This window comes from Tunturiibacter empetritectus, assembly GCF_014201375.1.
Taxonomy (GTDB): Bacteria; Acidobacteriota; Terriglobia; order Terriglobales; family Acidobacteriaceae; genus Edaphobacter; species Edaphobacter lichenicola_D.
Genome location: NZ_JACHDZ010000001.1, coordinates 182,659 through 208,311, shown reverse-complemented (window position 1 = coordinate 208,311; position 25,653 = coordinate 182,659). Strand labels below are relative to the sequence as shown.

Genomic DNA, 25,653 nt, shown 5'->3' with positions numbered 1-25,653 from the left:
CAAGCGAAGCGGTATACCAATCACGAAGTGATCGCACCGCGCGCAGCGGGCCCGTCCGGCAGGACACAAGCACTTAGCCCAGCAATCCCCCAACCACCTCCGCCGCGCCCTTCAAAGCCGCATCCAGCGATCCCACATCACTCCCTCCAGCCTCTGCCAGATCCGGCCGTCCCCCACCCTTCCCGCCAACCTGCGCGGCAAGCTGCCCAACAACCTTCCCCGCCTGAACCCGCGAAGTAAGATCCTTCGTCACACCCACAATCAACGAAACCTTCCCATCCACAGCAGCACCAAGCACAACCACGCCACTCCCCAGCTTGATCCGCAGCGAATCCACCAGCTCCCGCATCTGCGCCTTCTCCACACCATCCACCCTCTGCGCCAGCACCTTCACACCCTTCACCTCCACGGCCGCCACGCCAGCGTCGGATAGAGAAGCCGAAGCCGACTTCATCCGCACCGCATCCAGCTCCCGCCGCAGCTTCTTCATCTCCTCTTCCTGAGCCGCAATCCGCGCCCGCAGCGCCTCAGCCGGCGTCACGCCCTCAGACGAACTCCCAGCCCCCGAACCCACAAAAGCCCCCACCACACGAGCCACCTCGAAGTCCCGCCGGAACTCATGCAGCGCCCCCGTACCCGACACCGCCTCCACGCGCCGCACCCCCGAAGACACCGACCCCTCCCCCACAATCTTGATCAACCCAATCTCTCCCGTAGCCCCGGTATGAATCCCGCCGCAAAGCTCCGTCGAAAAGCCGCCGGGCCCACCGATTGTCACCACCCGCACCTTCTCGCCATACTTCTCCCCGAACAGCGCCATCGCCCCCAGCTCATTCACCGCCACATCGATCGGCACATCCACCAGGGTCTCCACCTTCGAGTTCGCCATCACCTGCCGGTTCACAATCTCCTCAACCTCGCGCAACTCCTCCTCAGCCACCCCCGCGAAGTGCGAAAAATCAAACCGCAGCCGCGTCGCATCGTTCAGCGACCCCGCCTGCTTCACATGCTTGCCCAGCACCTCCCTCAGCGCCGCATGCAGCAGATGCGTCCCCGTATGATTCCGCGTCGTAGCCACCCGCGTCGCCGCATCGACCACCGTGTCCACCGCATCGCCCACCGCAATCGTCTGATTCGCCCGCACCTTATGCGCAAACACTCCCTGCACCGGCTTAGTCGCGCCACTCACCTCAGCCACCACCAGGTTGTGATCCCCCGAATACAACCACCCCACATCCCCAACCTGCCCACCCGAGTCCGCATAGAAACTCGTAGTATCGAGCACCACCTCACCCGACTCGCCACCCTTCAACTCCGGCACACCAACGCCATCTTTCACCAGAGCCAGCACCTTCGCCCCATCCACCCGCAGCGTCGAGTACCCTTCAAACTCCGTCTTCGGCAACTCCCGATAAACCGGTGCCGCCGACTTCTGCGACCCACCCTTCCAACTCGCACGAGCCCGCTGCTGCTCCTCAAGCTTCGCAGCTTCAAACCCTCCCATATCGAAATCAACTTGGGCATCACGAATAGCATCGGTCATGAAATCCAATGGCAGCCCGTAAGTCTCGTAAAGACGAAATGCTTCTCGTCCATCGAATTGGACTCGCGCCAAATGGCGATTAGACACAAGAAAGCTATATAAAGCTTTCGAACCACTAATTTGCTGATCTCGCCAGAACTCTGGGTTCTTTTGCATTATCCTTTTCAAAAACAACTCAGAGGTCTCGGAAAGCGATTCGATGCTGTCATCAATTTCTCGGGGATTCGCTGCTTCAGATGCATCCATACCACTTGGAATTGCTGGTTCAATGATTCGAAGAATCGCATCGTCGAGTTCGCGCGAGCCCTTATCCATCACCCGAGCAAACTGCTCCTCCTCCGCCAGCACCACCTTGCTCACCCGCTCCGCCGACTCCTTCAACTCCGGATAAGCCACTTGCATCTCATCCCGAACGGCAAACACCATCTCATGCATAAACGGCTTCTCCTGCCCCAGCAGCCGTCCATGCCGAATCCCGCGCCGCAGAATCTTCCGCAGCACATACCCTCTGCCCTCATTCGCAGGATTCACCCCATCAGAAATCAAAAACGTAGCCGCCCGAGCATGGTCCGCAATAATCCTCAAGCTCGCACACGACCGCTCATCGACAGCATGCTCGGGTTCCACTTTATGCCCGGTCAACTCCTCCGCCCGCTTTATCAGCGGAGTAAACAGATCCGTCTCGAAGTTCGACAGCACTCCCTGCAGCACCGCTGCAATCCGCTCTAACCCCATGCCCGTATCGATAGAAGGCTTAGGCAGCGGAGTCAACGTCCCATCGCTGCTTCGATCAAACTGCATGAACACCAGGTTCCACACCTCGACATACCGCTGATCATCCAACGGAAACGGCTTATCAACTCCCCCCTCCTCCGCGGCCCCAATCCCCATGTCATAAAAGATCTCGCTACAAGGCCCACAAGGCCCCGTCTCCCCCATCTGCCAGAAGTTATCCTTGGCCCCCATCCCAAAGATCCTCTCCTTCGGCACCCCAATCTCAATCCAGAACCTCTCCGCCTCATCATCCCGCGGAACCTTAGCATCGCCCTCAAAGATCGTCACATAAAGCCGCGAAGGATCGATCCCAAAGCAATGATCGTGATTCGAAGTCAGCAGCTCCCACGCATAAGCAATCGCATCCTTCTTGAAGTAATCCCCAAACGAAAAATTCCCCAACATCTCAAAAAAAGTATGGTGCCGCCGCGTAAACCCAACGTTCTCCAGATCGTTGTGCTTCCCCCCCGCCCGCACGCACTTCTGCGAACTCACCGCCCGCGTATAGTCCCGCCTCTCGTTCCCAAGAAAAACATCCTTGAACTGATTCATCCCCGCATTGGTAAACAGCAGCGTAGGATCGTTCACCGGCACCAGCGAAGAAGAGTGCACCCGCCGATGCCCCTGTCCGGTAGCTTCAGACACCTTACCCTCAAAAAACCGCAAAAAATCTTCCCTGATTTGCGTTCCTGAAAAAAAACGCTGGCTGCCCGAACGATTCGTCATAGACCTTAAAGTCTACCAGCGAGCCCACCCCTCAAAACCACGTCCGGCTCTTGTACCGCGCGTACTCCTCCCCAAACGCCCCAGCCAAAACTTGTTCTTCCCTGCGCGCCCTGACGACCTGCAACGGCACAATCACCAAAGCCACCACCAGCGGTCCCCACACCGAAAAGAAGAGCGACGCCCCCACCGTGAACAATCCCCCAAACAGATAGATCGGATTACGAATCCGCGAATAAAGACCCGTAGTCACAAGTCGTCCAGCCTTCGCCTTGATCGAAAACGAACTGCCCAGCTGCAACCGAGCCAGCACGAATAATGGAAACGATACCCCCACAATCACCGCCCCAATCACCTTCGCCGTACTCCAAACAACCTCAGGGGTATTGGCCAAAAGCAGACCAAGCGTAAAGATAACGACAGCAAGCGTCAGCAGATTTGCTCTCATGAGTCCACTCTTTTAGTCCCCAAGCTCTCAGTGTACGATCACCAACCACGGCCGGGTGCCCCATATCTCGATTCCGAGATGTGGGCATTTGCGCCACGCGCGAACCGCTTTACCTCCCAAGCCCTAACCGATCAACCCCGGCACCCACGTCTGCCCTTCCAAGCGAAACACCTCATCCTCCGTCTTCCTCAGCGCCGCAAACTCTCGCGCGTGCTCCACCATCACCATCGCACTCACCAACGCATCGAACGCGTCCTCCGAAGCCCGCGCCTTCGCCATCACTCCCCGCGACAGCCCGGCATACAGCGCACTCTCCCTCCGTTTCTTCGCGAGATAAGCCGTCCGCGCCACCTCCGAGCTTTTATTCACCGCCCCCGTCATCAGCCGCGTATAGATCTCCACCACCAACGGAGCACTCCCCACATCCGGCTCATCATAAGGCCAAATCCGAAACCCCGCCTCCCGCAGCACCAGCAACCCCGGCATCCCCCGCAGCGAAGCCGTCCCCACCGCCCCCGCCCCGCCAATCTGAAACACGGACTTCGGCGCGATCCCGGCAATCTTCGCCACCTGCAACGGGTCCGTCATCTCCTCCCGCACCTTCAACACCGTCTCCGCCCTCCGCAGCATCCTGTGCGCATGCTCCCCACGAAACTCCGCAGGCTTCTTCCCATGCCGCCTCGGCCCAACCCGTCCCCAGAACCGCACATCCGCACACTCCCGATGCAGCCACTCCTCGCCCCGCCCCCCCGCCACCAGCTCCCAGAACTCCGGCGCCGATGCAATCCCAAGCTCCCGCAGAAACCACGCCGGATAGCTAAACGAAAAATCAAACCCCACCACCATCCGCGGAGTCTCGCGGCTCATCTCCACCAGCCACGCCACCAACTCCTCCCGCGTCCGCCCACCCTCCAGCGTCACCTTGCCGCCCATAGAGGAAGCCGTCCAAACCCCCGCCCAGATCTTCCTCCGCTGCCCCGGCCCCTTATCCCCCGACCAGTCCACCCCCACCACCCTCTGCATCCCGCTAGCCATCCTCCTATCATCCACCCAACGGAACTTTTTCCGCCCCACCTGCGTTCCTTCCTCAGGAGAGAAACACCGATGCTCAACCTTCTACTCTTTCTGATCCTGATGGTCGTCTGCTGGCCCCTCGCCCTCGCAGCCATCCTGCTCTACCCGCTGATCTGGCTGATCCTCCTGCCCTTCCGCCTCGTCGGCATCGTGGTCGGCGGCACCTTCGAGCTCATCGCAGCGCTCTTCTATCTCCCCGTGCGTATGCTCCGCGCCATCTAACACCTCTCCGCAGAAGTAGAAGAAAATAGATCCATGACCGGCACCCGCATCGACAAGTGGCTCTGGGCCGCCCGCTTCTTCAAGACCCGCGAGCAGGCCTCCAAAGCCTGCGACATGAACCGCATCACCTCAAACAACCTCTCCGCCAAGCCCTCCCGCGAGGTCCGCCTCGGCGACATGCTCCGAATAAAAAACGAAGCTGGCGAGTTCGAAGTCGAAGTCCTGGCCCTAAGCCAGCAGCGCGGCTCCGCAGCCGTAGCTCAAACTCTCTATCGCGAAACCGAAGACAGCAAAGAGGCTCGCCGCAAAGCCGCCGAAGAGCGCAAGCTCCTCGGCCCCATCGCCTACGCGGCACCCTCCAAGCGCCCCAGCAAGCGCGACCGCCGCCTCATCCACAGCTTCCGCGGCGACTACTAAAGATAGGTCCTGCCGGACGGGCCTCCTACGCGGAGCGCGGTCACTTCGTGACGTGTATACCGCTTCGCATGGCGCTCCCGTTGGTCGCGAAGAAAGATTGATTCCGACCAACGGGAGGACCACGCGAAGCTTTAAAAGGGCGCGTGCAAACGCCCGCCGCCCGCGCAGGGCGCCCGTCCGGCAGGACAAGCCTTAATCCATCTCCTCCTCCACCCCAGCCAGCGCCTCCTCCGGCAGATCCCACTCCCGCAGCACCTTAAAGATCGCATTCGAAGAAAACCCAGCCCGCATCAGCCGATTCATCGTCCGAACCGTCTCCTTCTGAGCGTTCTCCCCACCAGGCTTCTTTATCCGCTTCCGCGCAATATACTGCCGAGCCAGCCCCACCTCATCCACATCCTCATACGCCGTCTCTAGCGTCGACGCCACCAGCTCCTTCTCCACGCCTTTCATCATCAAATCCTGCTGCACCCGCCTCTTCCCGAACTTCTCATTCTCCTTTCGCACCCGCGTATAGTCCTCGGCAAACCGCGTATCGCTCAGATAGTTCAGCTCCTTCAGGCGCACAATCACCGCATCCATCGCCCGCTCCCCTGCCTCCCCCTCCTCCGCGCGAGCCTTCATCAACCGCCGCAGATCCCGCACCGTTCGCATCCGTCGCGCCAGCGCCCCCACCGCATACTCGAACAATCCCGCCTCACCCACCGGCTCCCGCTTCTTCGGCCGTGCAAACGCCATCGCGAATCCCCCCACCCATTCTCACCCGAATCATTAAAGACCAGATCCCACGCCGACCAACGGGAGGCCCCATGCACCTAATCCATCAGGACCGGTACACAAGTCACGAAGTGACCGCGCTCCGCGCAGGAGGCCCGTCCGGCAGGACAGTTGTTGCAGTTCACAATCCAGCCTTCAGGGAACCACGTTCATCGTCAGCTCATTCGACCGCACCACCGCCCCACTCTTCGCATCCTTGCGAAACACCACCACCGTATACCGCCCCGGCCGATTCATATTCACCAGCTTCTCCAGATGCGCCGTCTGCACCGCCGCCTTCCCCGGCTGCACATACTCCACCATGCGCGTCTCTTCCTGCTGATGCAGCAACGCCTCCCGCCCATACGCAGTCAACGCCACCGCATGCCCCTTCGCATCCTTCACCTCGATCCTGTATGAAAACTCCGGATTATTCGCCCCCGGCCGATGCGCAAACGCAACCTGGTGGTCTGAAACATTCCTCAGCGCAATCGTCACCTTCGCATCCGACCCCAACTTCACCTCATCCTGCGGAGCACCGATCGCAACCGTAAAATCCTCTACAATCACAGCTCGCTGCGGTAGATCCGCCTCAGACGCAGCATCCGCATCGACAGGCGCAGCAGCCACTAGAGGAGCAGCAGAGACCACCGGAACAGCCACACGAACTACCCCCTTCCCCTTCGCCCCTCCCTTAGCAGGAGCAGCAACAGGCGCATACAGATTCGTCTTGGTCCACTTGTCGCACCAATCCCCCACCGTCTCATACCAAAGCTTCGAGTTCTGCGGCTTCAACACCCAGTGCCCTTCATCCGGAAAATAAAGCATCTTGCTCGGCACATTCTGTCGCTGCAACGCCGTAAAGAGTTGAAACCCCTCCGACACATCCAGCCGATAGTCCCTCTGCGAATGAACCACCAGCGTAGGCGTCTTCGCGTTCTCAATCGAAAGCATCGGCGACCACTTCCTGAAAGGATCACTCGCAATCGGCCCTGCCGCATACCTCCACGGCTGCCCAGGAGCCACCTCGCCCGTTCGCCGAAACTCCCACTCGTTAAACCAAATCTCCTCAGTCGTCCCATACGCGCTCGCCGGATTGAACATCCCATCATGGGTCACAATGCACGCAAAACGATCCGTATGCGTCAGAATCCAATTCGCCATAAATCCGCCGTAGCTCGCACCCAGAGCACACTCCCGCGTCTTATCGATGAACGCAAACTTCGACTCCGCAAAATCCAGCCCCTTCATCAGATCGACGTAAGCCTTCCCGCCCCAGTCGCCGTTCACGCCATCGATAAACGCCTGCCCATACCCCGTCGACCCGCGCGGATTCACCATCACCACCACGTATCCGCTGGCCGCCATCAGCTCCGCATTCCACCGATAACTCCACGCATCTCCCCACGCCCCCTGCGGCCCCCCATGAATCAAAAACTTCACCGGATACTTTCTCGCAGCATCGAACTTCGGCGGCGGAATCATAAAACCCTGCACCGGCGCACCCTCCGCACCGCTGAACGTAAAGCTCGTCATCTTCGGCAGATCAAGATGCTGCTCCAGGTCATCGTTCAAATGCGTCAGCCGAACCTCCGTAGTTACAATCTGGCTTGAGACACTTGCAATCTCCCTGTCCGCAAACTCCTTCACATCCCCACGAAACAACGCCACCACCACAGACGGCGACTCCACCGTCATCTTCGTCGCCACCAGTTCATAACCAACGTCCTTCAACGCCGCAAACTGCAGCTCCCCATACTCGCCACTCCCCTGAAGCGCAAAAAGGGAATCACCCACATTCGGATAAGTGCAGAAGATGCGCTCTCCCCCATGATCCGCCGTCGTAAAACAGATCTCCGGATTCACCGGGTTCCACACAAACTCATCCACCCACCGATCCATCTTCGGCAGCAGCTCCTTCGTCGTTCCGGCAAGCCGATCAAACAGCATCAGCCGAAATCGGTCGCTCTCATACGTCGCCCGCGCCTGCGAACGAAACGCAAGGTACTTCCCATCAGGCGAGTAAGCCGGCGCATCATCGCTCCCCATCGACGTCGAAACCTTGCGCGGCCGCGCACCCGCATCATCCAGCAGCAGCGTAAACACGTCGTTATTCGTGCTCGCCGCCGGAACAAGATCAACATTGGTTACATATGCAATCTCCTCCGAGCCAGGCGCCCACGCATACCCCACCGGGCCGCCCAGCGTAAACGTCGGCGACTCCGCATCTCCAATATCCCGCCGCGGAGTCAGGTCACGCACAGCGTTTCCATCCGTCGCCGACACCACCAGCACATGGCTCCGCTTCGGCCCCACATAACTATTCCAGTGCCGATACAGCAGATGTTCAAACACCTGCGCCTTCACCGGGTTCGCCGCAGCGGCATCATCCTTCTTTTTGTTGCACAGATCCTCATTCAGCCACGCCGCCTCGTCACTGCACTCCGGATACACCCGCGACGCAAACAAGATCCTCTTCGAATCCGGCGACCACACCGCCCCATCCGCCTCCGTGCTCACATTCGTCAGCCGCTTCGGCGTCCCCAGCGTCCCCGCGGCATCATCCCACGTCGCCAGAAAGATCTGCGACAACCCCGTCGCGCTATCGGTCGCCACAAACGCAACCTGCCTCCCATCCGGCGAAAATCGTCCCCCCGATTCGCCGTCCTTCCAGAAAGTCACCTGCCGCTCAGTCCTGCCTTTTACCGGCCCATCGGCCCCGCTTTTTGGCTGCCCATCAGCCCCGCTTTTTTGTTTGTCATTCCGTAGCGCAGCGGAGGAATCTGCTTTTCCTGCACCATCCGCAGGCGCAGCCGCCATCGGTACCACCCAGAGATGATTCACCTTCGTATTCTTCTCCAGATCAACATCGGTCGCCGAAAACATCACCCACCTGCCCGACGGCGAAACCTGCGGATCGCTCACCCGCTTCATCCGTTGCAGATCCGCAAACGTCATCGGCCGTCTTCCCACCGCACCACCCAACAGAGAGTCGGAGTCAGGACCAAACCCCTGCGCCAACATCCTGCCACCGGCCCAGGCCCAAATCCCAACCACCGACAATGCCAGAACACCCGCCCGAATCGCGCGCCTCTTCATCGCGCCAGTTTAACCCCGCAACTCAAAGATCGAACCAAAAGGGGAACCACGGAAGAAATCCCCACCAAAGTTTTCGCACTCCGCACAAAAATAAATCCAGAAGACGTGGCACCTTTTTCGACCACAAAATTCACCACGCAAAACACCACATCGCCACCACGTCCACCACGCATCCCACCACGTTCTGCACCACAAAAAACCACAAGCAAAACGGCCTATCCCCCAACAGCAGCGCGGCGAATCTTCTCCTCCGCCACCGCAGATTTTTTTCCCGCCGCCATCCTCACCGGCAGCTCCACCGCCACCGCCGCCCCATGCGGATGCATGTTGAACGCGCTGATCTCCCCTCCATGCTCCTGCACAATCGAGTAACAGAGACTCAACCCCATCCCCGCACCATCGCCCGCCTCCTGCATCGTATAAATCGGATCGAAGATCCTACCCGGCTCACGAAAACCCGGCCCCGTATCGCTCACAATCAAATGAACCCTCCGCCACCCATCCAGATCCTCTGACGCCTCGCCCGAACCATCTCCCGCAGTGTTCCCCGAACAACTCCCCGAACAACTCAAAGACATCCGGATCACCATCTCATCGTTAGTCTTCACCCCCCGCACCCCAACCAGCGCCTGCGCCGCATTATTCAGCAGGTGCTCCAGCAACTGCCGCAGCCTGTGCCGGTTCCCCCGCACCTCGGGCATCTCGCCATCGGCCTGCACCACCAGCCGAATCCCCCTGCCCTCAAGCTTCTCTCCACACGCCGCCGCCAACTCCCGCACCAGCTCCGTCAGATCGACCAGCTCATCGCCCTGCCCCACCGGCTTCCAGAACTCCAGCAGCGTCTCCACCGTCTGCCGCATCCGCAGCGCCTCCCGCACGATGATCTCCGCATCCGTCTTCACCCGCGCCTCGCCCGTCGACCCCGCAATCAGCTCCGCAAACCCCAGCACCGCCGTCAGCGGATTACTCAGCGCATGCGCCATCCCCCCAGCCAGCATTCCCAAGCCCGCAAGCCTCTCCGCGCGCATCAGCTTCTCGGCCAGCGCAGCGTTCTCCATCGCCCGCGCCACCTTCACCCCGAGCGCCTCGAGCGGCCACAGCGCCTCTTTCAGCTCCCTCTGCCGCACGCTCAGCAACCCGTCCGCTCCCACCGCCAGCGCCCCCATCATTCTCCCGCTGGTAGTCCACAGCGGAATCACGATCGCCCCACGCGCCTCCTCCCCAAATCGCCCACTTTGTCCCCTACCCGTCCCACTTCCCATTCCCAACCCCACCCCAAACACCACCGCAAACGCATTATTCTTCACCCGCCTGCCCAGGCCGCCCTCCCCCCGCCGCGTGCCAATCCCACCCCGGCGCTCCGCCTCCACCACACCCTCCGCCCAGGCATTCAGCGACTCCACGGTCGTCTCCTCCATTCCCGCATTGGCCGCCACCGAAAGCGCTCCCCCTGCATCCCGCACCATCACCGCCGTCCTGCGAAAGACGCTCTTCTCCGCCATCAGCCGGCTCACCCGCGTCGCCAGCTCAGGCATCTCCACATCCGCACCCAGCCGAACATCCAGCCCCGCATAGGCGCGCAACTCCTCCTGCTCCCGCCGCTCCCGCCTGCCCTCCGCCACCCCAACCTGCATCCGGCTCCACAGCGCCCACAAGCCCCCGCCCGCCAGCGAAAGCTCCAGCCAGCGCAGCACAATCAAACCGCCCATCTCCCTCGCTCCAGGCCACATCACCAAACCTCCCCAAATCGCGTCTATTCTTAGTAGCGTGCGGGGCAACGCACAGAGACAGCCCCGCCCATGGAGTTCTCCACATGAAGCCCAGCCGCGCCTCTGCCTCCGCGACCCATTACTTTTTTGCTGCAAGCGTCTTATCCCTCTTGCTATCGGCCCCGTCCACCGCAGCCATCGCCGCTGTCGCAAATCCAGACGGAGCCGCCCCCGCCTCCACCGCCTCCCAGGAACCCTCCGGCTTTGGCCAGCTTGACCCCGCGCCCCCCGCCGGCACGACCCCCCAGCAGATCATCGATAAGTTCGCCGCCCGCGAGACCCTCTTCAAGCTCGCCCGCCAGAATTACACCTTCCGCCAGACCGTCAAAGTCGACACCCTCGCCGAAGACACCAACCGCATCGACGGCGAGTACCAGCAGGTCACCGACATCACCTTCGACAAGGACGGCAAGCGCGCCGAGCACGTCGTCTTCGCCCCCCAGAACACCCTCGACCGCGTCCAGATGACCCCCGCCGACTTCGACGAGATCGAGCACCGTCTCCCCTTCATCCTCACCACCGAAGACCTGCCCAAGTACGACATCACCTACCTCGGCCGCCAGCACATCGACGAGCTCGACACCTACGTCTTCTCCGCCGCCCCCAAGACCTTCGAAAAAGGCAAGCGCTACTTCCAGGGCAAGGTCTGGGTCGATCAGCAGGACTTCCAGATCGTCCTCGTCAACGGCATCACCGTCCCCCAGGACAAGCGCAAGGGCCACGAAGATCTCTCCCCACCCTTCACCACCTACTACGAGCAGATCGACGGTAAATACTGGTTCCCCACCTACACCAAGGCCGAAGGCAACCTCCACTTCGTCGCCCAGGAGGGCGCCCTCTCGCAAGACGTCCACATGCGCAACATCGTCAAATACACCGATTACAAGCAGTACCACGCCACCGCGCGCATCATCTACAACGGCGAGGACATCACCGACAAGAAGGACACCACCCAGCAGCCCCCGGCCAATCCACCCGCCAATCCCAAACCATAGTCTGCCGGACGAGCGCCCTGCGCGGAGCGCGGTCACGTCGTGACGCGTATACCGGTCTTGGCTGGATGAACACCTTAGGTCCTCCCGTTGGTCGGTGCAAACTTTAGCTTGCGACCAACGGGAGCACCAACCGAAGGGGTATACAAGTCACGACGTGACCGCCGCCCGCGCAGGGCGCCCGTCCGGCAGGACAACAAGAATTCATCAAAGTTACCGAAGATTCGCTTGCCCCCCAACCGCGCCGAGTTTACTATCACGGTGTTCCCGTTACTCTAGGATTCACGGGCCCCTGCAGCGTCTGATCGTCGGGAACGATCGCACACCGGGAGGTCACCGTGCCAATCAAATTCCTTCTCAAAACCACCTGCATCGCCACCCTCTCCCTGGGCTACGCCTTCGCCCAGACAGCACCCGCTCCCGCACCACCCGCAGCCGGCCCCGCCGACGGCATCACCATGGACATGATGCCCATCACCCAGGAGCAACTCACCCAGTGCCGCCAGCAGGCCTCCAGCCAGCTCACCGACGAGCAAAAAACCCTCCACGACCGCGAGCACGGTCAGGACAAGGACAAGATGGCCCAGGGCGGCATCACCGGAATCACCGGCGCCGCCACCAGCGCCATCTCCCGCAAGAACAACTACGGTTGGTGGGGCGGCAACAATAACGGCGCCCAGACCGCCGCCGCCACCGGAGCCACCCAGCGCACCGACCGCAACAGCCAGGCCGTCGCCAGCACCACCGCCACCAGCCAGACCGTCGGCGTCGACGCCTACCAGCAGTGCGTCAACGGCATCAAGGGGCCAGAGTACGTCCACTTCCGCCAGACCGGCCAGATGACCGCCTATACCGGCGCACCCCCCACCAGCTCCGCCGCGCCAGCGCCCACACCCGGCCCCGCACCCACGGCCATGGTCGCCCCCGCTCCGCTCCCCACCAAGTCGCCCGTAGTCGATGAAGGCGACGGCAAACACTTCGTCCTCACCGCACCCGGCCAGACCGACGCCCGCGAGGTCACCGTCGTTCCCGGAAGCAAGAACGCCTACATCGAGGACGCCACCGGAGACAAGTACATCGTCATGCCCGACGGCTCAGTCACCCGCATCCCCCACGTCAAGAAGACCGCCACCAAGTAAAACAGTCAGGGGATCGATGAACCGACCCAGCACAGACACTCCATCGCATCGCTACGTCCAGAGCGCACTCCTCGCAGCAACTCTATCTGCCTCTCTTCTCTTCCCCGCCACCCGCGCAAACAGCCAGGCACTCGGCGATCTGCAGACGAAGATAGCAGCTCTCAAGCAGTCCACCGCCGAAAACCAGCAGAGGCTGCATCGCTACCGGTGGCTCGAGACAACCCAACTCACGCTCAAAGGCGAAGCCAAGCCCGCCACCCAGTCCATGTGTCAGTACGGTCCCGACGGCAAGGTAGAGAAGGCTCCCATGGGCCCGCAGCAGCAGCAGGCTCCCAGCGGCGGACGCTTCAAACAACGAATCATCGCAAAGAAGAAGGAAGAGATGAAGGACTACATGGGGCAGGTCAAGATCCTGCTCGCCATGTACGTGCCGCCCGACCCGCAGCGCATGCAGCAGGCATTTCAGGAAGGAAAAGTCTCCATCAACCCTTCCCCGGACTCAGGCATCGCAAAGATCGTCTTCAAGGACTACGCTCAACCCGGCGACCAGATGACCATCTCCTTCGATACTGCGGACAAGAAGATCAGCGCCTTGAACGTCAACACCTACATGGACGAACCGAAGGACGTCGTGACTCTCGCCGTACGCTTTGCCAGCCTGCCCGACTCCACCAACTACGTCCAGCGGTCGGTCCTCGACGCCACCGCAAAAAAACTCCAGGTCACCACCACCAACTCCGGCTACGAGCCCATCGGCCAGTAGCCTTCGCTTGACTCGAAGGTCGTCATCCGATTCAACCCCGCAAAGGCTTATGTTTAGAAGAATCGCGGCGCAGAAATCTTAAATAAGTAAGGTCTTTGTTATCGGGTATCGGCGGTGAAAATAAGCGCAGCGCCGCGATCGGAATTCTTACTTCACGGATGTGAAGCTGGCCTAAGGCCTCGCGTAAACATATCGTTCACTAGTTCTCCAATTGACATCCCCGATATCTGGAAAAGAGAGATCGCTTCGCGTTCATCCAGAATATCTTCGGGGTGCATCAGCGGATTTCTATGGTTGTCCTTGATACTTCGTAGTGTTCCGAGTATCGCAGCGGGAGCCTTACTCTTGTCGAGTTGGTCTATATACTCGCCCCAGTTCTGTCTATTGTGCGGCGGTAGTTTACCTGTAGCAGTTAATACATATTGCTTAATGACAGATTCCAAAGAGCGTAACGAATGGAATCCAGAAGCAGTGAAGCGCTCAAAGGCAAGACATTTTCCGGCCTCAGAATAATCAGTTAGGGCAGTATTCCAAATTACGCTTTGTGCGGTTGTTGACAAAGCATCGCGCGCCGAATCGACCAGTTTACGTATTGAATAGAGCCCTTTCTCCGATACAGCCCAAATGTCAGCTTGCCCCATTTCTGCCGCCAAGACCGATTCCAGCGTATCTAGTCCCTTCTTTACTCGATCTACCTCATCGGCAGTCAGCGCTCGTTTTGGGTCGACTACACCAATAAACCTCGCTCCTACGACAAGGGTTTGTGGGCCAGACGGGTCCCACAGAAAACCATCTAAGGTGGCGGCCAATTTGCTCGCCGCCTCCCGGCTCATAGGTAGCCGATACGGACCTGTCTCCGAAAATGGAGACATCAGATTTCCTCTAGCCCGTATGAGCGTCATAAAAAGCGAAGAGAGTGGCACGCCTGATGAAAGATCCCTTAATGGTCGAAGGCTAGCCCCGAGATCGTATAACGCGAAACCATGAATGCGAATCACGGAACCCTCGGGCTTGATCGAATCCAAAGTGCCATCGTTAGCAAATCTTAGCCCCCAATTGAGTCTTTGGCATGTATGCACACAGGGATCATCTTGCACTCGACCTCTACCATAATGGTAGGCCTGCTATGGTAGAGTTCGCATCTGGCTGGATCGTCTGCCTGTCGGAGAATCCCTGTATTTCGCTTTGCTCGCCAATCAAAGCGAAACGCCTAAGCCTACGCAGCCACCAACTACCAGCCATTACTACGTCTCGCAGTGAGCATCCGGGTCCGCATGCTGCTGGGTCATCCACCGATCCATCAGCGTCCCCGCACACCGCGCGCCGCACAGGTGCTTCACCCCAGCCGAGTGCGCATGGTGATGCTGCCACCGCGTCAGTTTGATCAAAGGCTGATCCTCCTCCGGCTTCTCTCCCGGAAAGCAGTCCACCCAGGCCAGCCACCAGTCTCCACCCTCGCCCTTCTTGTCGCCGCACACGTCACACTGATAACTCTCGATGTAAGACATTCGATCTCCTGCCGCTGAAACTATCACATCCCCGTTTCAACGCGCAGCCCCCAGATCGAGATTCGCCCAGAACTCATCCGAAGTTCGAAGTAGCAGCAGCCTCCGCAATCACTCCGCTAAATCTCACCATCTCGCCCCCTGCGACTCGTCATCTCGACCGGAGTCGCGCAGTCTCATCGCGCGACTCAGTGGAGAGATTTCTGTATCTTTGTCTTTACTTTGCTTCCGCCGACATCAACGCGAAAACCGCTAAGATGTGAATCTGCGCGGAGAAGATGTCTCTCCGGCTAATTCGCAAATAACCCTGAAAAAGGCCGATTTAATGAGGAAAAAAACGGAATCCGAACTATCAGGCATCGCGTTCTTGAGGCTAGGAGACACGCAGCGATGGATAAAAAAACTGAACCATTTTTCCCCCATCGGCGAATGGCGGATGGCAATTTCCAATCGATATGTTTGACCTGTTTGAGAACCATAGGTGTAAGCGACTCGGACGAAGAGTTGACCAAATTGGATAGAGCGCACAAGTGTAAAGCAGTGCCTTACTCCGCTCGGGTGCCGCGTCCCGACAGAGCTGGAAATCGGCTCGATTGGCCCGACGCTCAGGAGTAAAGAGACACTGTCCTGCCGGACGGGCGCCCTACGCGGGCTGCGGTCACTTCGTGACGCGTATACCGGTCAAGGCAAGATGAGCAGCACAGGCCTCCCGTTGGTCGGCACGAACGTTAGCTTGCGACCAACGGGAGCACCAAGCGAAGCGGTATACAAGTCACGAAGTGACCGCAGCCCGCGTAGGGCGCCCGTCCGGCAGGACACAAGCAGACAAGCAGACAAGCAAAAAAGGCTGTCAAGCCCCAAAACCACCTAAGCCTTTACGAAACAACAACGTCCCCCTGGCGCACGAGTTACCCCCAAACCGCTAGAATAGAATCAGAGACCAGAAAAGCCCCGAGGACATTCCCCGGGGCTTTCGTCTTTCAGCACCAAATCGTCGTAAACCATTGATTCAAAGTATTTTAGCCACAACCAATCTGGAATCAACACGTTGCAGGCATATTCGCCCTGCAAACCATTGATTCCAAATATTTTATGCCCAAAATACCCCAAGGGGGGAGGGGGGTACCTAACTAAGCCGCCGGCTCAGCCTCAAAGTAGAGATACTTCCGCCAGGCCGCGTCCGCACTTCCGATCATCCGCATGATGTGCCGGGAAGTATGCAAAGAAAACGGCCGAGGCTCCCGCTGCAGCTTCATGTCCGTCAGCTCATGCAGCATCTGGTTGCCCTTGCGCCGGTTGCAGTTGTGGCAGCAGGCGACCAGGTTCTCCCAGGTCGAAAGCCCGCCACGCGACCGCGGTATGACATGATCCAGCGTCAACTCCCCCGCGGTCAGGATGACGCTGCAGTACTGGCACGAGTTTCGGTCGCGCAGAAGAATGTTCTTACGGCTCAGCGCCCGCGTCTGGTGCGGAATCCTGCGGTACTCCAGCAGTCGGATCACGCTCGGCATCGCCACCCGCATCCGCGCCGCATGCAGCACCGCACCCTGCTCCTCCTCGGTCCTGGCAACGCCCTTCAACACCAGCACCAGCGCCCGCCGCGCCCCGCAGATGTTGATCGGTTCATACGAAGCATTCAGCACCAGCACCGGGGTCTGCATCGCCGGCTGGCGAAACACGCCAACCCGCACGTCGCGCTCCGTCGTAACCCGACCGGAAGCATGCCCAGCCCCATGCCCGCCGCCGTGCCCCGCGTGTCGTTTTCCACTCAGCCCCTGCTTCCGCATCTTCCCCGATTGCATCTCAAAGCCCTCCGGTTCCAGCTACTGTTAGCACTTCGCGCGAAGCTTCTCTTGTCACTCCAACTCCACTAACCGGCATCCCAGACGGCAACACCAGAACCCGCATCCTTGGAATCCCAGGAAACCGAGGAATCCCAGGAAGCGACCATCTCAGTCTGAGCCCGCGACGCCGTCGCCACCCAAACCTTGCCGGCCCCGGCCCGCCGCAAAACCTGAGCACAAGCGCGAGCCGTAGCCCCAGTCGTATAAATGTCATCCACCAACAAGACTTCGCGCCCAGCCAGCGCCGCACGATCGTCCACCTTGAACGCGCCCTGCAGATTTCGCCGCCGCCCCTTCGGAGTCAGCTCAAACTGGCTCCGCGTATCCTTCACCCGGCGAATCACCTCATGCGCCGAACGTAGCTTCCACTGCGGACGAGTCCTCTTCAGCTCCGCAAGCGCAGCATCCGCCATCAACACCGCCTGGTTGTAGCCTCGCTCGCGCTCCTTGGAGGGAAATAACGGCACCGCAACCACCAGCAGCTCACCACCAGCCTCGCCCTCCAGCATCTCGATCGCCCGCGCCAGAAACCTGCCCAGCGGCTTCGCCACCGAACGCATCCGCTCATACTTCAGCAGGTGAATCATCTCCCTCAACTCATCCTGATACACCGCGTAGGCCACAGCCCGCTCGAACTCCGGCGGCGCCATCCGGCAGGGCGAACACACCAGCCCCTCCACAGGAAACTGCCCCGCGAACCGCACGCCCTCCATGTCGAGCGCCTCGCCACAACGCACGCACAGCGTCATCGACTGCACCTCAACTACCTCAATACATCTGTCACATACAGGAGACAGCCCAGCTGTCAGCAGCGGCCCACCACAAGCCCTGCAATCGGTCGGATACAACGTAGTAACCAGATCATCCAGCGCAGCCCGAACCACCCGTCCAGGCCCTTGCCACCAGCGAGACATCGCGTGCCCTTCTACCCCGCCGCCAGGCGGAGCACCGGGCGGCCCCCCGGAACCAATCCCGAGCGCATTGTCATTCAAGCAATCGCTGAAGACTCACCTCACTCGCCGGCGCTCCAGGTCCGTCGGACCGCGCCATTTCACGCAGTATAGCCCCTTAGCCACATCAGCCGTCAACAATTCTGCACCACAAAAGATGCGCCTGTGCTACATCTAGGCCATGCTGAAAGTCGCCACATGGTGCGCCAAATGCCTGTTTCTGTACCTCTTGGTCGCAATCGCCGCGATCCGATTCTCATGGGTGGTTACGACGCCCGTATGGCAACTGGCTATCAGGATGCACTGGACCGGCCTGAATCGCGTTGGCTACGTACTGAGTTACTTTCTACCCATCTTCGCGGGCGCCGGATTTCTCCTCGGCCTCGTTCCCTTCGGCAAACTCGGCAAAGCACTTGGAGATCTCTCCCGGTCCGTCGCTCCTTCCGCATCTGCCGGACTAGCCCAGGAACCCGATGCCATCCCTCCCCCAATTCTGTGGGCATGGTTACCCGTCACGATTGCTTTTCTTATCCGCTTCGCCACCTGGAATTCTCAAGCCTCAAGCATATTCGACACACACCGATCAGTCGGCCGCATTGAACGCTTCTTCGGCCCTCTCTATGGACAGACCACCGGCCTGCTCGACAACAAATGGATTACAGACCGCTTCCTCTTCACCGGCCCCATGCTCTTCCTAATATCGTGCGCCGTCGCCACATTGCTCCGCTATAAGTTGACGAACTCACGCAGGCCACAATTAGAAACGTATACGCACGATGATGAGTCAGTGTGATGTTCACTGCTCTTTGTACCGAAGCTAACTTCGCGGCAAAGTCTCTACACAACACAAAGGAAGCGCACCTTGCTCGAACATCCTCCCTCTAGATCCGTTCGATACCTATAGACTCACCCCCGCTGATACACTCCATCGAAGCCGAAACACAGCTCGAGCACGCGGAGACGCACCGACATGGCAACATCCACACCGACCAAGCCCACCTTCAAACCCTTCGTTCCCGCCACGGAAACTCGACCCGAGCTCTCTGCTCGCGCGCTTATCCTCGGCGCTGTCTTCGGCGTCCTCTTTGGAGCTGTCACCGTCTACGTTGGCCTCCGCGCAGGTCTCACCGTCGCCGCCTCCATCCCCATCTCAGTCCTCTCCATCTCGATCCTGCGAGCCTTCGGCAAGGCCAGCATCCTCGAAAACAACATCGTTCAAAGCACTGGCAACGCGGGCCAATCGATCGCGTCCGGTGTCATCTTCACACTTCCCGCTCTCATCTTCCTCGGCTTCGACCTCGAAGCTTCTCGCATCTTTGCCCTCGCCCTCTTTGGCGGATGGCTCGGCGTTCTTTTCATGATTCCACTTCGCCGCCAACTCATCGTCGAAGAGCACGACAACCTGATCTATCCCGAAGGAACAGCCTGTGCCGATGTCCTGATCGCCGGTGAACGCGGTGGTTCCTTCGCCTCTCGCGTCTTCCTCGGCCTAGGTCTTGGCGGCCTCTACACCCTCTTTCAGAACGACAACCTCTTCGCACTTTGGCCTAGTCAGCCCGACTACCAGCCTGATCTCGGCGCGCAGCACCTTCTCAAAGGCTCCGCCATCCGGGCCGATTGCACTCCTGAGTACCTCGGCGTCGGCTATATCATCGGTATTCGCGTGGCCGCCATTATGCTTGCTGGCGGAGTCTTCTCCTGGCTCGTCCTGATGCCTGCGATCTACTTCTTCGGCTCGCATCTCTCCACTCCGCTCTACCCTGGCACTGTCCTCATCACGCAGATGTCGCCGTCCGACCTCTGGCGAACCTACGTCCGCCCCATGGGAGCAGGAGGAGTCGCGGCTGCCGGTCTCATCACTCTCCTTCGCACTCTACCCACCATCGTTGGTGCACTCACTCAAGGCTTCAAGAAGACAGGTTCAGGAAAATCGGCGGCCGCACAACCCTCTCGCACAGAACATGATCTTCCCCCCATCGTCGTCTTCGGCGGCTCGCTCCTCCTCATCGTCCTGATGGTTCTCTTCCTCGAATTCAAACCCATCCCCGGAGCCCAGGTCGGCCTCATCGCCAACATCGCCGCCGCTCTCCTCGTCGTCGTCTTCGGCTTCCTCTTCGTAACCGTCAGCGCGCGAATCGTAGGTATTGTCGGCTCCTCCGCCTCGCCCGTCTCCGGCATGACGATTGCCACACTGATGGCTACGGCTGCAATTTTTCTCGTCAAAGGCTGGACGGCCCCCGCCTTCGGAGCACTCGCCATTACCATTGGCGGAGTCGTCTGCATCGCCGCCTCCAACGCAGGCGACACCTCGCAGGACCTCAAGACCGGCTACCTCATCGGCGCAACACCGTGGAAACAACAGATCGCCATCATGATCGGTGTCATCGTCTCGATCTTTTCGATTGGCGCTACGCTCAACGCGATGAACAAAGGCCTTGAGACCTTTCAGCGTCTCCCCAAACCAATCGTCTTTTCCCTCAATCGTCTACCGGATGGAGTCCAGAACAACGGCAACTTTACCGGTAGCGACAAGATCACGCTCACATCGCACAACGCGGACAATCCTGCCAAAGAAGAGCTCTCGAACGCGAAGCAATATGTGCTCCTCAACGCCATCGGATCCACGACGCTTGATGATGGCAAATATCTCTACAACGCCGCGACGGGTCAGATTGAAGTCCAGTGGATTCAAGGTATCGGCAGCGAAAAGGCTGCAGCGCCACAGGGTCGTCTCATGGCCACCGTCATCAATGGCATTCTGAGCCGCAAACTGCCCTGGGCTCTGGTCTTGCTGGGTGTTGCGATTGTGGTCGTTGTTGAGCTTCTTGGCGTCCGATCTCTGACCTTCGCTGTAGGCGCTTATCTCAGCATTGCTACTACGCTGGCGATCTTTGTGGGGGGCGTCATGCGTTGGATGGTGGATCGCGCGATGCTTCGCCATGCGGCAGAGAAGGCTCGGCTTGAGCATGACGCTTCTTTGGCCCTTTGGCACTCTGATCGTGAATCGTGGCTGGCTCAACATCCTGACTTTGACCCTACGAATCCTGCACATGCGGATCCTGGCGGGGTTCCTGTCTTCAACGCCATTACTGCTCGCGATGTAACTCTTGAATCTGAGGTTTCTCCCGGTTCTCTTTATGCTTCGGGGCTGATTGCGGCGGGTGGAATCGTTGGATTGCTGGGGGTTTGCGTAAAACTCTACGAAGCGGCTACGGACCGCTCGATTCCTCGGTTCAGCGAGCATAATCCTCTGCACCATGACCCGGTCAGCGTGGTGATGTTTGCTCTGCTGGCTTTTTCGCTTTACTACTTTGCGCGGAAACCTCTCACCAGCGAAGGATGATTTTTTGGGATTTTGTGGCGAAAAAAATTGCTGCGTGGTGCAGGGCGCTTTTTGCAGGGGTTTTTGCGTTTTTCGTGGCGTTTTTGGATGGTAAATCGTGGTGAGGTTGTGGTGAATTGCGTGGCTGGTGTGGTGTTTTAGCCGTCACTTTTCCGGGGGTGAAAAATACGCCAACGCTTTGAACTTTATTTTTGACCGGTCGCCCGTCGGAGCCGTATTTTTTGGGTTCAGGGAGACGGAGCGGTTGCGGGTTTTCTTCGGGTCTCACGATGGGAAGGAGATTTTGAGATATGAGTCACGTACTGGTGGTCTTTCAGGCGGATACGGAGCGCACGGAGCAGTTGGCACTGGCCGTCGGGGTGGGTGCGGTCGAGGCGGAGGCGGGCATTCGCTTGCGACGGCTGAGGACCCCGGGTGCGGTCGAGGTGGGGCACAAGGGCTATGGGACGCTGCGGGAGGCGGATCTGCTGTGGGCAGAAACGGTAGTAGTTGGATTGGAGGGCGAAAGGCCCGGGACAGAGGAGCTGAACAGTCTGGTTGCAGTGCTGTCCGGGCTTGATTCGAGCCAGATGAAGGGGAAGGAGTGCTGGACGTTTAGCGCGGAGGGTATCGCCGCACGAAAGACGGAGGCACAGACGTTCGTAGAGGAGGCTTTACTCACGGCTGGAATCACTCCGGTGCCCGCACTGGTCTCGGATGCTACCGATGAGATGGAGCGAATGAAAGATGTTGGCCGCCAGCTTGGCCGGCAACGGGTTTAAGTGGCCGGTCAAAGCTGTAACAAGCTCCCGGCTGTAACAAGCTCGCGGCTGTAGTCAGCTCAAGGCTGCAACCAGAGGAGCGATCCGACGGTCAGCACGTTCTCTGCCGGAGCTCTTGCCGGAGCCCGGATCGCGCGGGTCCTGCAGGCGTGCCGCAAATCGATTTGCCGGGCGTAGTCGGAATCCTGAGCGAGGTGGATGCCGTAGGCAGTGAAGGTTTGGAAGCCGGGGACCTGGACACTCAGGGAATAGATCCCGTCGGGGAGTTTGTGAAACTCGTAGCTTCCATCGCTGCCGGTTCGTGTTGTGAAGACAGTTTCGGTCCTCTGATTGACGACGACAACTTTGGCACCCTGGATGGTTGAGCCTTCCCGGTCGTCTACCGTTCCCCGGATGCGCGGCGAGAGATTTCCTGAACTTGAAGATGGGATGTCCGAAAGAGAAAAGAGCAAGGCGAACGCCAACAGGCAGGACATCAACAGTCCATTGCGCTCCCTTTTGATCGTCGGGACCGGAATCGTCACGAGGATAGCGAGGGCCACGCAAAGGCGATAGAAGGAGGCGTGAGCGGGACGAAAGGAAGCAAGATGAAGAAGGACAGAATCCTCGGCCGCGCTGTGGAAGGACAACAGAAGAGCAGACCAGGGTAGCGGGGATAGCACCGATAACAGGAACACCGTCGACAAAAAGATCAGCAATGGTACGGGCAAAGCAAGCAGCGACAGAAACGATAGAAGCATCAGCAACGGAGAGTCTCCTCTAGCGGTGTTCGGGAGTCGCCTGACTGCCACCCACAGATCACCGGTCTCTCACTGAAAGTTAGGACCTGACTGACGGGATTCCAAGGGCCACCCCGAAGAACCTTCCTATAGCCACTCCAGCGGCATTGGGGAAAGACGTCCATTGGTCCGGCCAATTATCCTCTGCGAAGCTAAGGCTCGCAGCCTCGAAAACGTTAATCTGCTGATAATAGGAAGGATAGGGAGTGAAGGTCGGGTTTTGAATCTTATCTCGATGTCGAGATATCTTATGTCGTAGGAGTTGAGGAGCCGGAGATGACAGATGAGCAGAATATAGTTTCGGCACCTCGGCTCTGGCTGGTTTTGGCTCGGACTTCTCGCTCGATCGGGGATTTTATCGAGGGCTCCTTTAATGCTCAGGGGTTGATCCTTAGCGACTTCATGGTGCTGGAGGTACTGCTGCACAAGGGACCGCTGACGATCTCAGTAATCGGCGAAAAGGTTCTGCTGGCGAGCGCTTCGATGACTTCGGCGATCGATCGGCTGGAGAAGCGGGGACTGGTGCGACGCAAGAACTGTGCAACCGACCGGCGCACCCGCTACGTAGAGCTGACGGATGAAGGCAAGGGATTCATCGAGGAGATCTATGCGCGGCATGAGAAGGACCTCGAGTTTGTCGCTGCGGGGTTGAGCGAGGCCGAGCGAAGGACGATGTACGAGGGGTTGAAGAAGATGGGGCTCGCGGCGAAGATGGCGGTTCCCACACAGAAGTGCAAGACCGCTTGACGCAACAAGACTTTGAGCAGGATGCAGTAGGACTTTTGAAGCAAGACACACGGCCCTAAGCAATGAGCCGGTGGAGAGACGGAAAGGAAATGTCATGTTGACTGTTCGGAAGAGTAACGAGAGAGGCCATGCAGACCACGGATGGCTGGATTCGCACCACACGTTTTCGTTCGCCAACTATCACGACTCAGAGCATATGGGATACCGCTCGCTGCGGGTGATCAATGAGGATCGCGTGGCGGAGGGGCGTGGGTTTGGAGCGCATGCTCACCGCGATATGGAGATTCTGAGCTATGTGCTGAAGGGCCAGCTTGCCCACAAGGACAGCATGGGCCACGTGGAGTTGCTGGGACCGAACGAGATTCAGAAGATGTCGGCCGGCAGCGGCGTGGTGCATAGCGAGTTCAACGGTTCGGAGACGGAGCCGGTTCACTTTCTGCAGATCTGGATTGAGCCGAAGAGCCGTGGCACGAAGCCGAGCTATGAGCAGTTGAAGTTTGAGGCGGAGGAGAAGCTGGACCGCTTCAAGCTTCTGGCTTCGCCTACACCGACGGCCGGTGCGGCGACGATCAACCAGGACACTAGCGTGTCGGTTGCCGAGTTGACGCCGGGCAAACAGATTACCTATCCGCTGGGGAGCAAGCGCCATGCGTGGCTGCATGTGATCCAGGGAGAGGTGACGGTCAACGGCAAAACACTGGAGACGGGCGATGCTGTTGCTGTCGACAACGAAGAGGCGCTCGAAGTAAGCGCGCAGGGAGAGGCGAATAGCGAGATACTGTTGTTCGATCTCGCCTAATTAACTCTCCCGCTGTAGAAATGGGCCTACAAGTTTTACACAAATGCAACAGTGACCGGCACATATTTCTGAGCCGGTCACTATGACAAAGACATCTCACAGCAGATCTACCAAGGAGAACACCCTATGAACCGTCGCATCTTTACCGCAGCCCTCTCTGCCCTGCTCCTTACTGGAGTCAGCGCGTTCGCCCAAAGCTCCGCATCAACCTGGACGATCGACAAGAACCATACACAGGTTAATTTCGCAATCGCGCATATGGGAGTCAGCACAGTTCGCGGCTCGATCAGCGGTGTGACCGGCACGATAGTGTGGGACGACAAGAACCCCGGCAAGTCCAGCGTGGAAGCAACTATAGACGCGACCACTGTGTCCACGAACAACGACAACCGCGACAAGGACCTGAAGTCTGCCAACTTCTTCAACGTCGAGAAGTTTCCGACGCTGACCTTCAAGTCGACCTCGGTGTCAGGCGCGAACGGGAAGCTGCAGGTTGTCGGCGATCTGACGCTCGCGGGTGTGACCAAGAGCGTAACGCTGACTGTTGATGGACCAACCGCTCCGCAGAAGGGAATGGGCGGCAAGACTGTCATCGGCATGTCGGCTACCGGGACGGTGAAGCGCAGCGACTTCAACTTCGGTTCGAAGTATGCCGCGCCCATTCTGGGCGACGACGTTCAGTTCACAATCGACATCGAAGCGAACAAATAAGCGACGGTAAGATAGCCCTTTTCTTCGCGGAAGCTGCGGAGGGGAGGGCTTTTTCTTTTGGCTGGACTACGAGAGCTTTTCGCGGCTGAGTTGTTCGTTGCGCTTTTCGATGGCTGCTGAGGCCTCTGGCTTCAGATTGCGAAGGATCTCCAGCAGCTTTGCCGGGTCGAAGGACTCGAGTTGATAGTCGGCTGAGGGACAGCCCTTGAAGCCGGGGGCGGTTATGACGATGATGGGAATTTTTGGTTGAAGTAGTTTGATTTTGTCGGCGACTTCATCGCAGGACAAGTCGTCGAGACCGCCGTCGAGGACCACACCGCTGACAGCTGGGAAACGAGCGAAGACCTCGAGAGCCTCACTGCCGCTGTAGGCGGTCAGGACGTTGAACTTCGCGGTTTCGATGACCAGCTTGCGGGTTGAGATGCTGCCGGGAAACTCCCGGTCTATGACTAGGAAGCAGGGTCTGATCATGGACAGCATTAAACACTAAAATTG

Annotated in this window: 24 protein-coding genes; 11 read left to right on the top strand and 13 right to left on the bottom strand. The window is 59.1% G+C overall.

The genetic code is table 11. The features are described from left to right. Positions 1-73: 73 nt before the first annotated feature. From alaS to HDF10_RS01015, 3 genes are all read right to left on the bottom strand, one after another. Positions 74-3,043, bottom strand: a complete 2,970-nt coding sequence (gene alaS, locus HDF10_RS01025; protein WP_183809624.1) for an alanine--tRNA ligase — start codon at positions 3,041-3,043, stop codon at positions 74-76. Positions 3,044-3,074: 31 nt separating this feature from the next. Further along, a complete protein-coding gene (locus HDF10_RS01020; RefSeq protein ID WP_183809622.1) occupies positions 3,075-3,488 on the bottom strand; it encodes a methyltransferase family protein in 414 nt (137 codons plus the stop codon). Positions 3,489-3,611: 123 nt separating this feature from the next. Continuing rightward, positions 3,612-4,523, bottom strand: a complete 912-nt coding sequence (locus HDF10_RS01015; protein ID WP_183809620.1) for a hypothetical protein — start codon at positions 4,521-4,523, stop codon at positions 3,612-3,614. 69 nt (positions 4,524-4,592) lie between these two features. Between HDF10_RS01015 and HDF10_RS01010 the strand changes: the two genes are divergently transcribed. Beyond that, positions 4,593-4,784, top strand: coding sequence for a hypothetical protein (locus HDF10_RS01010; protein WP_183809618.1), 192 nt, complete (start codon positions 4,593-4,595; stop codon positions 4,782-4,784). A 33-nt stretch (positions 4,785-4,817) separates the two neighbouring features. Further along, positions 4,818-5,201 (top strand): RNA-binding S4 domain-containing protein, encoded by a 384-nt coding sequence (locus HDF10_RS01005; protein ID WP_183809616.1) that lies wholly within the window; start codon positions 4,818-4,820, stop codon positions 5,199-5,201. Between the two features lie 192 nt (positions 5,202-5,393). Here HDF10_RS01005 and HDF10_RS01000 read toward each other — a convergent pair whose 3' ends face one another. The 3 genes from HDF10_RS01000 to HDF10_RS00990 form a co-directional block, all read right to left on the bottom strand. Continuing rightward, positions 5,394-5,939, bottom strand: a complete 546-nt coding sequence (locus HDF10_RS01000; protein WP_183809614.1) for a regulatory protein RecX — start codon at positions 5,937-5,939, stop codon at positions 5,394-5,396. Between the two features lie 174 nt (positions 5,940-6,113). Continuing rightward, positions 6,114-9,056 carry an alpha/beta hydrolase family protein gene (locus HDF10_RS00995; protein ID WP_260177528.1) on the bottom strand — a complete coding sequence of 981 codons (2,943 nt, stop codon included), beginning with the start codon at positions 9,054-9,056 and terminating at the stop codon, positions 6,114-6,116. Positions 9,057-9,271: 215 nt separating this feature from the next. After that, positions 9,272-10,765 carry a sensor histidine kinase gene (locus tag HDF10_RS00990; RefSeq protein ID WP_183809612.1) on the bottom strand — a complete coding sequence of 498 codons (1,494 nt, stop codon included), beginning with the start codon at positions 10,763-10,765 and terminating at the stop codon, positions 9,272-9,274. A 104-nt stretch (positions 10,766-10,869) separates the two neighbouring features. Between HDF10_RS00990 and HDF10_RS00985 the strand changes: the two genes are divergently transcribed. From HDF10_RS00985 to HDF10_RS00975, 3 genes are all read left to right on the top strand, one after another. Further along, positions 10,870-11,820: an outer membrane lipoprotein-sorting protein gene (locus HDF10_RS00985; RefSeq protein WP_260177527.1), complete on the top strand. Its 951-nt coding sequence runs from the start codon at positions 10,870-10,872 to the stop codon at positions 11,818-11,820. Between the two features lie 335 nt (positions 11,821-12,155). Further along, positions 12,156-12,956, top strand: coding sequence for a hypothetical protein (locus HDF10_RS00980; RefSeq protein ID WP_183809610.1), 801 nt, complete (start codon positions 12,156-12,158; stop codon positions 12,954-12,956). Between the two features lie 16 nt (positions 12,957-12,972). Further along, positions 12,973-13,719: a hypothetical protein gene (locus HDF10_RS00975; protein WP_183809608.1), complete on the top strand. Its 747-nt coding sequence runs from the start codon at positions 12,973-12,975 to the stop codon at positions 13,717-13,719. Positions 13,720-13,871: 152 nt separating this feature from the next. Here the strand turns inward: HDF10_RS00975 and HDF10_RS00970 are convergent, their stop codons facing one another. From HDF10_RS00970 to HDF10_RS00955, 4 genes are all read right to left on the bottom strand, one after another. Further along, a complete protein-coding gene (locus tag HDF10_RS00970; protein ID WP_183809606.1) occupies positions 13,872-14,591 on the bottom strand; it encodes a hypothetical protein in 720 nt (239 codons plus the stop codon). 372 nt (positions 14,592-14,963) lie between these two features. Continuing rightward, a complete protein-coding gene (locus HDF10_RS00965) occupies positions 14,964-15,227 on the bottom strand; it encodes a hypothetical protein (protein ID WP_179639586.1) in 264 nt (87 codons plus the stop codon). A 1,127-nt stretch (positions 15,228-16,354) separates the two neighbouring features. Then, positions 16,355-17,026, bottom strand: coding sequence for an HNH endonuclease (locus HDF10_RS00960; RefSeq protein WP_183809604.1), 672 nt, complete (start codon positions 17,024-17,026; stop codon positions 16,355-16,357). A 68-nt stretch (positions 17,027-17,094) separates the two neighbouring features. Then, positions 17,095-17,982, bottom strand: a complete 888-nt coding sequence (locus HDF10_RS00955) for a ComF family protein (RefSeq protein WP_183809602.1) — start codon at positions 17,980-17,982, stop codon at positions 17,095-17,097. A 298-nt stretch (positions 17,983-18,280) separates the two neighbouring features. Here HDF10_RS00955 and HDF10_RS00950 point away from each other — a divergent pair, with 298 nt between their 5' ends. Together HDF10_RS00950 and HDF10_RS00945 are read left to right on the top strand one after the other, a co-directional pair. Then, positions 18,281-18,811: a hypothetical protein gene (locus HDF10_RS00950; RefSeq protein WP_221271337.1), complete on the top strand. Its 531-nt coding sequence runs from the start codon at positions 18,281-18,283 to the stop codon at positions 18,809-18,811. Between the two features lie 177 nt (positions 18,812-18,988). Then, the gene (locus HDF10_RS00945; RefSeq protein WP_183809598.1) at positions 18,989-21,361 is read left to right on the top strand and encodes an OPT family oligopeptide transporter; all 2,373 of its coding nucleotides are present in this window, start codon (positions 18,989-18,991) and stop codon (positions 21,359-21,361) included. On the opposite strand, the gene HDF10_RS00940 is transcribed toward HDF10_RS00945, so the two are convergent. Next, the gene (locus tag HDF10_RS00940) at positions 21,345-21,629 is read right to left on the bottom strand and encodes a hypothetical protein (RefSeq protein WP_183809596.1); all 285 of its coding nucleotides are present in this window, start codon (positions 21,627-21,629) and stop codon (positions 21,345-21,347) included. The two genes, HDF10_RS00945 and HDF10_RS00940, sit on opposite strands and share 17 nt — an antisense overlap. A 22-nt stretch (positions 21,630-21,651) precedes the next feature. On the opposite strand from HDF10_RS00940, the gene HDF10_RS00935 reads away from it, so the two are divergent. Further along, a complete protein-coding gene (locus tag HDF10_RS00935; RefSeq protein ID WP_183809594.1) occupies positions 21,652-22,122 on the top strand; it encodes a hypothetical protein in 471 nt (156 codons plus the stop codon). A 59-nt stretch (positions 22,123-22,181) separates the two neighbouring features. On the opposite strand, the gene HDF10_RS00930 is transcribed toward HDF10_RS00935, so the two are convergent. Beyond that, entirely contained in the window at positions 22,182-22,862 is a 681-nt protein-coding gene (locus tag HDF10_RS00930) for a carboxypeptidase-like regulatory domain-containing protein (protein ID WP_183809592.1), read from the bottom strand. Positions 22,863-23,177: 315 nt separating this feature from the next. Between HDF10_RS00930 and HDF10_RS00925 the strand changes: the two genes are divergently transcribed. The 3 genes from HDF10_RS00925 to HDF10_RS00915 all read left to right on the top strand — a co-directional run bounded on the left by HDF10_RS00925 (position 23,178) and on the right by HDF10_RS00915 (position 25,158). Continuing rightward, positions 23,178-23,648, top strand: coding sequence for a MarR family winged helix-turn-helix transcriptional regulator (locus HDF10_RS00925; RefSeq protein WP_183809590.1), 471 nt, complete (start codon positions 23,178-23,180; stop codon positions 23,646-23,648). A 94-nt stretch (positions 23,649-23,742) separates the two neighbouring features. Beyond that, entirely contained in the window at positions 23,743-24,447 is a 705-nt protein-coding gene (locus HDF10_RS00920; protein WP_183809588.1) for a pirin family protein, read from the top strand. A gap of 126 nt (positions 24,448-24,573) precedes the next feature. Continuing rightward, positions 24,574-25,158: a YceI family protein gene (locus HDF10_RS00915; RefSeq protein WP_183809586.1), complete on the top strand. Its 585-nt coding sequence runs from the start codon at positions 24,574-24,576 to the stop codon at positions 25,156-25,158. Positions 25,159-25,224: 66 nt separating this feature from the next. Here HDF10_RS00915 and HDF10_RS00910 read toward each other — a convergent pair whose 3' ends face one another. Beyond that, positions 25,225-25,629: a DNA-binding transcriptional response regulator gene (locus HDF10_RS00910; RefSeq protein ID WP_311732622.1), complete on the bottom strand. Its 405-nt coding sequence runs from the start codon at positions 25,627-25,629 to the stop codon at positions 25,225-25,227. Positions 25,630-25,653 lie beyond the last annotated feature (24 nt).